Below are 8770 nucleotides of genomic sequence, written 5' to 3' on the forward strand. Positions count from 1 at the left end.
AGAGGATGTAACGGTACATACAGCGCGAAGATGCGGTTGATAAAAGTGGCAATGAATTGCCCACCCGACGTTACCGGCGCTGGAGGGAGGATCATGAACTGCAATCGCAAGCGCCGCATCACGGCCATCGTCACCAGTGCGCCCCTGCTTGCCTGCACGCTGCCCGCCTTGGCGCAGGACGCCGCTGGACCTTCGGCGACGGCAAGCATTGACAGTTCCGACATCATCGTCACCGCACGGAAACGTCAGGAATCAATCCTGCAGGTTCCCGTGGTGGTGACTGCAGTCAGTGGGGAGACGCTGCAGAATCTGCAAGTGACGCAAGTCTCGGATCTGCCGCGGCTGGTTCCGGGCTTGGTACTAGGCGGCAACCTCCTCTCGATCGGCCCGCAAGTGACGATACGCGGCGTCGGCACCTCGTCGTCGGATCCGGGCGTAGACCAGTCAGTCTCGCTTAATATCGACGGGCTTTCACTCGGCCAGGGCCTGGCCTTTGGCAGCGGCATGTTCGATGTCGCACAGGTTGAGGTGCTCAAGGGGCCGCAGGCGCTATTTTACGGCAAGAGCAGCCCGGGCGGCGTGATCTCACTGCGCACCGCCGATCCTACCGACAAGAACGAGCTGATCGCCCGCGCCAGCTACGATTTCGAAGGCCGGGAAGGCCGGGGCGAGCTCATCGTCTCCGGCCCGGTCACGGAAACCCTGAAGCTGCGGCTTGCCGGCACGTATTCCGAAGGTGGCGGCTATTTCTACAACGTCGCCGTGCCCGCTTCGGGCACCGGCGCTCTCGCGCCGCGCCGCCGCGAGCCGCAGCCGCGCAACCTCGTCCTGCGTGGCACCGCCTTGTGGAACCCTCTCGATGGGCTCACCGCAAGGCTGAAGGTGAACCACGCCTACGACAGCAGCATCCATGGCGAACTGTTCCAACTTTCGAGCTGCCCGTCCGGCAGCGACCAGGCGTTCGGCTTCGGCAGCGGGCTGCCCGGATCGCCGATCCCGCCTGCGCCCAACTTCCTGACGCCGCTCGACCCCCTGCCGTTTACGGTCGGGAACGACTGCAAGCTGAACCGCGACCTCAACACGGTCTACATGGATCCGGCGGCATTCCCCGGCATCACCAACGGCGGCGTTCCGTACCTGACCAACAAGCAGGATTTCGGCACGCTCGAGCTGAACTATGACCTTGGCTCCGGCCTGAGCCTCAACTCAACGACTGCCTACTACAATCTCAGGTCGTCCAGCCTCGTCAACTCCGCTCAGTCGGGACCAGCTGGCGTGGCGCTGGCGGTGAGCAATGATTTCCGCCGGCGCGAGTTCACCCAGGAACTGCGCCTAAACAGCGACTTCTCGGGTCCGCTGAACTTCACTCTAGGCGGTTTCTACCAGGATGGGCAGATCTACGACCGGGTGATCTTCTACCGCAACCGCACTTACGGCTTCCTTAGTCCGGCCGTGATCGGCGCGGAGATCCTGAACGACGATCGCTCGACCACAGTCGACATCAAGACTTACTCGCTGTTCGGTCAGGCGCGCTACCAAGTCCTCGATACCTTGGAACTGGCCGCCGGGGTGCGCTGGAACGACGAAACCCGATCCCAACGGGTTTATGACTTCCTCAATGACGTCGACCTCACGCCGACGCTGCCTCGCACCAGGATCAACGCCAAGAACTTCTCGCCCGAGATCACCATGAACTATACACCGACCTCGGATCTGACGATCTTCGGGTCGTACAAGAAGGGCTACAAGTCGGGCTCGTTCAAGATGGGAGTCCCGCCGGTTGCAGGCGAGGACAATGCCTTCGGCGATGAACGCGTCCAGGGCTACGAACTGGGAATGAAAGCCCGGCTGCTCGACCGGCGCATGCTGGCGAACATCGCCTTCTACGACTACCGCTATCGCGGCCTTCAGGTCGGGGGCATCGAACCGTCCACGTCCGGCGTGCCGGTCATCCGGACCGTGAACGCCGGCAAGGCGCGCACCTATGGCGTCGACTTTGACATCTCCTACCGGCCGCCCGTCGTAGAGGGGTTGAGCGTCAACGGCTCGCTCAACTGGAATCGGGCGCGCTATCTCGAACTCGGCAATGTGCCCTGCTACACCGGGCAGACGATCGCACAGGGCTGCACCGAGTTCTTCGTGCCCAGCGCCAGCCAAGCCACTTCCCTACCCGGCTCGGTCCAGGTGGGCGGGCAATCCGGTTTCTACACGGGGCAGGACCTGTCCGGAGCACCGCTTATCCGCGCGCCGAAATGGGCGGCGAACTTCGGCTTCAGCTACGAGGTGCCGGTTGGCTCGGGACTGCGCCTGATGGCTACCAACAACAACCAGTACTCGTCGCGTTACACGACATTCCTGGCGACCGAACGCCCGAACGACGATCAGTTCCAGGACAAGTACATCAAGGTCGACGCCAGCCTCGCCCTGATGGACAAGGACGATCGCTGGGAAGTGGCGCTGATCGGCAGGAACATTACGAAGCAGTACACCACTGCGAACTGCACCCCTGCCAACTTCGCGGGCGGAAACGTGATCGGCAATCCGATCACGGGCGGAACGACGACGGGACCCTCCGGAGCCGCGGCTGTCGGGTGCTACACCGACCCGGGCCGTGCGGTGTACCTGCGCCTGACGCTCAGGCCTTTCAACTGATGGCACCGGGGATGCGGGACACCTTCGATGTCGTGATCGCAGGAAGCGGCGCAGGCGGGCTCGCGGCGGCTATTGCCGCAAAGGTCGCCGGCCTGCGCCCGCTTCTGATTGAGAAGACGCCGCTGCTGGGCGGCTCTTCCGTGCTCTCGGGGGGTATCCTGTGGCTCCCGAACAATCCGTTGCTGGCGCGAGAGGGCGTGACGGACTCGCGCGAAGCAAGCCTTCAGTACATGGCCAACTTCGTTGAGGACGGCGATCCGTCGTCCACTCCGGCACGTCGCGAGGCTTTCCTCGACGGTGTGGGCCCCTTCGTGGCGCTGATGGAAGCGCAAGGCATGCAGTACGAGCGTTGCGCCGGTTACGCCGACTACTACGAGCACCTGCCCGGCGGTCACGCCGCGAGCCGTTCGCTTCAGGCGGCACTGTTCGACGCCAATCGCCTCGGTGACTGGAAAGCCAGGCTGAGGCCGCCCACCATCCCGCTTCCCGTCCGCACGTCCGAAGGCGCAACCTTGATGCGTGCAGGCTTTGCCTGGGATGGCAAGCTGATGGCCGCACGGATCGCCGGACGCTACCTCGCGGCAAAGCTAACCGGGCGCGCGCTGTTCGGCGCGGGCGGCGCGTTGCAGGGCCGCATGCTGGAGATCGCTCTACGCCTCGGCGTGGACATCTGGACCGACGCAGGACTGGTCGACCTCGATGTGCGCAACGGCACGGTGGTAGGTGTTCACCTCCTCCACGAAGGGCAGGAGAAGACAGTGACGGCCGCCCGGGGCGTCATCGTCACTGCGGGGGGCTTCGCCCGCAATCTCGCGATGCGCGAAACGCACCTGCAAACGCCCGTCTCGGTGGACTGGACCAAGGCCAATCCGGGGGACACCGGCGACGCCATCGACGCCATGGCCCGCGCGAGAGCGGCGCTGGGGTGGATGGACGAGGCCTGGTGGATCATGACCTTCGTCGCCAACGGCGAGACCTACCAGATCGTGCCTGAGCTCATCAAACCGCACGGCATGCTGGTGGACGCGAGCGGCCAGCGCTTCGTGAACGAGGCTCGCTCCTACATGGAACTGGGCCGTGCGTGTTATGCGCGCAACCGGGTCAGTCAGGCGATCCCCGCCTGGATGATCATGGATAGCCGCCACCGCAAACGCTACATGTTCGGTTATCAACCGCCCGGCCGCATCCCGAAGCCGTGGGTCGAGCAAGGCTGGGTCCGCCAGGACAACACGATCGAGGGGCTCGCTCGCCAATGCGGGATCGACCCGGCGGGACTGGCCCGCACGGTCGCGCGCTTCAACGGCTTTTGTCAAACCGGGCTCGATGAAGATTTCCACCGCGGCGACAATGCCTATGCCGAATATTGGAGCGATCCGACCTGCAAGCCGAACGGCAGCCTGGGGGCGATCGCCGAGCCACCGTTCTGGGCCGCCCCCTTGGTGCCCGGCGACGTCGGCACCTGCGGCGGAGCGATTACGGACGAGCATGCCCGCGTGCTGCGCGAGGACAGCAGCGTGATCGACGGGCTCTATGCCGCGGGCAACTGCGCGGCGCCTCTGGCCGGTCCCCATTACATTGGCGCAGGTCTCAGCATCGGCGCCTCCAGCGTCTTTGGCTACCTCGCCGCCCAACACGCGGCCGGCAAGGCCTCGTCCCTAGGGAGAGCATAGTGGAAACCCGTGACATCATCGATATTCAGCAGTTGATCGCCTTCTGTCATCACGCCGTGGACCACGACGACCAAAGCCTGTTCCCGCTCGTGTTCACGCAGGACGCCCACTTCGACGGACGACTTTGCGGCGGCCCCCTCTGTGAGGGGATGGAGGCGATCCAGGCGTTCTTCGCACTTGGCAAGCCGCCGCATCCGCCATCCCATCACGTGACCAACGTCGTCGTCTACGAAGAGGGTGACAAGGTGCGCGTGAAGATGAAGTGGCTCTGTCCCGATCCCGGTACCGGCGGCGTCGTTACTGGCGACAACCTCGACTGGGTGGTCAGGACTCCGGACGGTTGGCGCATAAAAGAACGCGTCGCCTCGCTGCGCTATCCCAGCGGTTTCTCAAACGAACCGCAGTGAGCGCCTTGGACAAGGAATATCAGGTGAAGGACGAAACCGCGCCAAGACCTTTTGCGCCCTAGCTCCTAGCATCGAAGATGGCTGCGTGTCCGGCGCGATCCGCTACAAGGTCACCGAACCCCGGGCGAGCTCGAGGCATGGGCCAGCGCAGGTCTGTTGCTACAAGCCGTGCCGGGTTAAGGCGCCTATATCCCGGGTAACTATGTAGGTGTCGGCGGTGCGCGGGGCTAATGCTCTCGTTCCAAGTCTCGGCGATAAGCATGCGTTTACCGCAGCATGGACGCAGTGAAAAGGTATCCGGCTGCTCCAAGGCGTGTCGTTGTCAGCGGCGACCCCGAGCTTCGACGTCGGGTTCTGGCAAAAAGTGACCTTCGATTGGCCATGCCCGAACGGCAGCAAAGTTCCCAAAGCCGGTCAATTCGTGGGCGTGGCAGCTTCGTGAATGAAGGGCAGGTTTCAGCGATCCGCTTCCGGCCGATGAATGTCTCCTTTGTTGGCGAGATGAGCCAAAGCGAGGAAAGCGGGGGATTAGGGATAGTCGGTGCCGAAACGCGTCAGCATCGTGGTCTTTCGGGAATGCGATCCGTCGATCATCTACGGCGTCTTCGATACGCTTTTGGCCGCGGGGAGATTTCTCAAGGACTCGGCCGCCGAGCCGCTATTCGAGCCGCGCATCGTCGCGGCCGAGCCCGGGGCGCTCGAACTCATCACCGGCGTCAGCATCGTGCCGCAGGATACGATCGACGATATCGTTGGGACAGACATCGTGTTCGTGCCGAACGTCATCGTTTTCACGCCTGAGGAGCTTGATGCCCTCGATCGACGGCTGATTGCTTGGGTCGCGAAGATGCACCGTGATGGCGCGTTGATCTGCTCCGCCTGCGGCGGCTCGCTGGTCCTAGCCTCAGCGGGGCTACTCTCCGGTCGCGAGACAACGACCCATTGGAGCCATGTGCCGGTGTTTCGCCATGAGTTTCCCGACGTCCGGCTGCACGAGGACCGAATCCTCGTCCAGACCGGCGACGGCCAGGACATTATCTCCTGTGGCGGCGCTTCCTCCTGGCAAGACCTCGCCCTGCTTCTCATCGCGCGCTATGGCGGAGGGGAGGAAGCAATCCGTATCTCTAGATTGTTCCTCTACCAATGGCACCGCGACGGACAACTCCCCTATGCCTCGATGGCCGTGAACGTCGTCCATGGCGACGCGGCAGTCCTCAGGTGCCAAAGCTGGCTCGCGGAAAACTACGAGCGCCCCGATGTCCTTGCCGAGGCTGCGCGCATATCGTGCCTGCCCAAGCGGACGTTTGACCGCCGTTTCAAAGCGGCCACCGGCTGCTCGCCGCTTGCCTATGTCCAGGCGCTGCGGATCGAGGAGGCGAAGCAAATGCTCGAGACCGGCTCCGCCCTCGTCGATGAAGTCGGTCGCGAAGTCGGCTACGAGGACGCTTCCTCGTTCAGCCGGCTATTCCGGCGCCTAACAGGCATTTCGCCCGGCGGGTATCGCCGCCGATTCAGAATTCCCGATTTTGCTCGGCCGAGCCCTCAAGACGCGTGACTTTGAGGTCAGGCCACGATTGGCGGGGTGCGGCGTCGCACGGCGAACTTGAGCCACGACCGACATCCGATAATGACGTTCTCTCCACCGCCCTTCCAACGGCCAGAACCTCATGTTTATGGCAGCTTTTTGAAGGAAGGCGGCGTTCACGACACCTGGGTGTGTCGTAATTGGGTCACGAGAGCGCCACCGTTCTGAATGTCCGCTCGTTTAGATCGCCGCTAAAAGCGGTAGTTCCGTTCTCGGCCCGGTTGCCGTCCTTGGCTAGACCTGAACGTACGGCCGGTTTCGGCAGCGCGATCAGCGCGGTCAAACGTCACCTTTGTTGGCGCCCATGCACATATTGCAAAAGCCGTGCGGTCCTTAGCGAAGCGCGTCTAGAAGGTCGGTATGGAATGCGTTTGGCGCTTGGATCTGAGGCGAATGGCCGTAATCCGGGTAGACTATCAGCCGCGCGCCGGGAATTCGCCGCGCCGCCTCGCGTGCCAACAGCGGATAGTTTCCCAGTCGCGCCGCTAATACCTTGTCGGCTCGGTTCTTGCCTATGGCGGTATTGTCCTTCTCGCCGACCATCAGCACCGTTGGCACTGCGACGCGCTCCAGTTCATGGATGACCGGCTGGTTGAAAACCATGTCCGCGGTCAAGGCCTGATGCCATGCGACGACCTCGCCCTCCGGACCCAGGTACATCGAGGCCAGCATGTCGACCCAGCGATCGTACTCAGGCCGCCATTCGCCGGCATAATAGGTTGCCTGCTGGTAGGCCTTGATGCTGGCGCGGGTTGTCTTGCGCTCGCCCTCGTACAGCGAGTCTACTGTTGCATTAGGAACGCCCATGGCCCGCCAGTCCTCGAGGCCGATGGGGTTGACCAGCACCAGCTTCGACACGGCCTCGGGATACTGCAATGCGTACCGCATTGCCAGCATACCGCCCATGCTGTGGCCGACGACCACTGGCTTCTCGACACCAAGCGACGCCACTAAGGCGGCGGTATTGGCGGCGAGCGTGTGCAGCCCGTATTGGTAGCGCGCGGGCTTGCTCGATTTGCAGAAGCCGATCTGATCGGGTGCCACCACCCTATAGCCGGCCGCAACAAGTCGGCGGATCGTACCTTCCCAGCTGCCAGCGCAGAAGTTCTTTCCGTGGAGCAACACGACGGTTCGGCCATTAGCGCCTGGCGGGCGGATATCTAAATATGCCATTTCCATGGCTTCGCGCTGGCTCGTCAGCGGATAGCGCTGTACCGGCCAGCCATAGTCGAAGTCGGCAAGCATCGGATGAGCCGCGGCCGATACCGCAGGGACTAGCACCGCCATCGCCAGCAAGAGTCTGATCATAGCTCATCCATTGCGTTGCGAAAAAGCACCTTGTAAACTGCTCGGCAGCCAAGTGAAGGTACCTGAACGACCGACAGCTATCAGCAAGCGAATTCGACTCTTCGAACGGAGGCTATTGTCAGCTTCTCGGAACCGAACCTCTGCTTAAAGCCTTCGCTTCGTGAGGGAGTGACGATATGGCACTTGGACGCCACACGACGATAGCCCTGGGTTCTGCCCTCGCTACTGCAGGCACGCTGGTTCTCTACCGCCAGGCATCGAAATCGCAGAGCGAGTGGGACGAGACCCGGGTCGGATACCTCCCACTCGACAAGCTGAAGCAGCTAGGCGACGATCTCTGGATCGTGGATACAACGATCACCGCGAGTGGCCTGTGCCTGCCGGTGCGGATGACGATCATCCGGTTGCCGAACGGCGATCTCATGCTCCATTCGCCCACCCGCTGCACGGCCGAGCTCACGGCGAGCATCTCCGCACTGGGGCGGATTGCGCATCTGATCGCTCCAACCTTCGCTCACTGGCTGTATCTGCGCGACTGGCAGGCTGCCTTTCCGGAAGCAACGAGTTGGGCAGTGCCGGGCCTTCGTGATCGTGCACAGGTGCAGACCTCTGGCACGCGCATCGACCGGGACCTTGGGGAAGACGCACCTTCACAATGGCGCGACGTGATCGAACAGGGACTGGTCGCCGGTGGCGGTGGCTTCGAGGAGTGCTTCTTTTTTCACCGCCCCTCGGCCACGCTGCTGCTGTGTGACCTCATCCAGAACTTGGAGGCCTCGAAGCTCGCGCCGCTTGCCCGAATGGTCGCGCGGGCTGCAGCGGGAACGCGTGGAACGACGGCGTTGCACGTGCGGACAGCGTTGCGCCTGGGAGGAAGCGAAGCCAAAGCTCAGGTGCAAAAGATCGTGCGACTGCAGCCCCGGCGAGTCATCTTTGCACATGGGGCCCCCTTCGAGAAAGATGCCGCGGCGCGTTTGCGTTGCGCATTCGCCTGGCTCGTTCGCGAATAGCCTTCGCTATTGCTTCGGGACACCAGCAGTCGCAGGCCAATCGGCTAACCGCAACAAAGGTGTCAACGTAGCGCCAGTCGACAGCCTTGATCCTGGTCGTACGAGCCCCGCATCAGACCATGAACGAACGACTGGTTT

The 8770-nt window shown here is 62.9% G+C and carries 6 protein-coding genes; 5 read left to right on the plus strand and 1 reads right to left on the minus strand.

Annotation, left to right across the window (positions count from 1 at the left end; all coding sequences use genetic code 11):
- Nucleotides 1-93: 93 nt before the first annotated feature.
- The 4 genes from ABUH87_RS16300 to ABUH87_RS16315 all read left to right on the plus strand — a co-directional run bounded on the left by ABUH87_RS16300 (nt 94) and on the right by ABUH87_RS16315 (nt 6284).
- Complete coding sequence (locus ABUH87_RS16300) at nt 94-2652, plus strand: TonB-dependent receptor (protein ID WP_367775169.1); 2559 nt, start codon at nt 94-96, stop codon at nt 2650-2652.
- Between the two features lie 11 nt (nt 2653-2663).
- Nucleotides 2664-4322, plus strand: a complete 1659-nt coding sequence (locus ABUH87_RS16305; protein WP_367775170.1) for an FAD-dependent oxidoreductase — start codon at nt 2664-2666, stop codon at nt 4320-4322.
- Nucleotides 4322-4729 (plus strand): nuclear transport factor 2 family protein, encoded by a 408-nt coding sequence (locus ABUH87_RS16310; RefSeq protein ID WP_367775171.1) that lies wholly within the window; start codon nt 4322-4324, stop codon nt 4727-4729. Before ABUH87_RS16305 ends, ABUH87_RS16310 begins: the two co-directional genes overlap by 1 nt.
- A gap of 541 nt (nt 4730-5270) precedes the next feature.
- Nucleotides 5271-6284 carry a GlxA family transcriptional regulator gene (locus ABUH87_RS16315; RefSeq protein ID WP_367775172.1) on the plus strand — a complete coding sequence of 338 codons (1014 nt, stop codon included), beginning with the start codon at nt 5271-5273 and terminating at the stop codon, nt 6282-6284.
- A gap of 363 nt (nt 6285-6647) precedes the next feature.
- Here ABUH87_RS16315 and ABUH87_RS16320 read toward each other — a convergent pair whose 3' ends face one another.
- Nucleotides 6648-7622, minus strand: a complete 975-nt coding sequence (locus ABUH87_RS16320; protein ID WP_367773306.1) for an alpha/beta fold hydrolase — start codon at nt 7620-7622, stop codon at nt 6648-6650.
- 176 nt (nt 7623-7798) lie between these two features.
- Between ABUH87_RS16320 and ABUH87_RS16325 the strand changes: the two genes are divergently transcribed.
- Nucleotides 7799-8632, plus strand: coding sequence for a DUF4336 domain-containing protein (locus ABUH87_RS16325; protein ID WP_367773309.1), 834 nt, complete (start codon nt 7799-7801; stop codon nt 8630-8632).
- Nucleotides 8633-8770 lie beyond the last annotated feature (138 nt).

The sequence above is a fragment of the Novosphingobium rhizovicinum genome (assembly GCF_040813635.1).
Taxonomy (GTDB): Bacteria; Pseudomonadota; Alphaproteobacteria; order Sphingomonadales; family Sphingomonadaceae; genus Novosphingobium; species Novosphingobium rhizovicinum.

What these genes read in the sequence shown, in the direction of transcription:
- ABUH87_RS16300 (WP_367775169.1), top strand. Translation starts at nt 94, where the DNA reads ATGAACTGCAATCGCAAGCGCCGCATCACGGCCATCGTCACCAGTGCG.
- ABUH87_RS16325 (WP_367773309.1), top strand. Translation starts at nt 7,799, where the DNA reads ATGGCACTTGGACGCCACACGACGATAGCCCTGGGTTCTGCCCTCGCT.
- ABUH87_RS16320 (WP_367773306.1), bottom strand. Translation starts at nt 7,622, where the DNA reads ATGATCAGACTCTTGCTGGCGATGGCGGTGCTAGTCCCTGCGGTATCG.
- ABUH87_RS16305 (WP_367775170.1), top strand. Translation starts at nt 2,664, where the DNA reads ATGCGGGACACCTTCGATGTCGTGATCGCAGGAAGCGGCGCAGGCGGG.